We start from the raw sequence: 319 nt of genomic DNA, 5'->3' as shown, positions 1-319 counted from the left end.
CGCGCAGGGGGCGGAGGCCATTATTCTGGGCTGCACCGAAATCACACTGCTGGTGGATGCCACGGATGCCAGCGTGCCACTGTTTGATACCACGCTTATCCACGCGGAAGAGGCCGTTACCCAGGCGCTGGCCTGACGTTTATCCTGCACTTAGCCTTGAGGGAATCGCATGAAAATTGAAAATCTGCCGTTTGGCCTGACCCAGTGGGATCAGATTGAAGAGACGATTCATCCCGGCGACCAGGGGCAGGCGACCTGGCGAACCGTGAAGTTTAACGATATCCGGGTGCGGATGGTCGACTATTCACCAGGCTATGTC

General features: G+C 57.1%; 1 protein-coding gene. It reads left to right on the top strand.

Annotation, left to right across the window (positions count from 1 at the left end):
* A partial coding sequence (locus SB765_RS28720; protein ID WP_410932371.1) for an aspartate/glutamate racemase family protein occupies window positions 1-136 on the top strand: 136 nt, incomplete at its 5' end.
* Window positions 137-319: the final 183 nt, after the last annotated feature.

The sequence above is a fragment of the Pseudomonas sp. SIMBA_067 genome, assembly GCF_046534675.1.
GTDB classification, from domain to species: Bacteria; Pseudomonadota; Gammaproteobacteria; order Pseudomonadales; family Pseudomonadaceae; genus Aquipseudomonas; species Aquipseudomonas putida.
The sequence above is the reverse complement of the archived record's forward strand: the minus strand, read 5'-3'. Positions and strand labels throughout refer to the sequence as shown.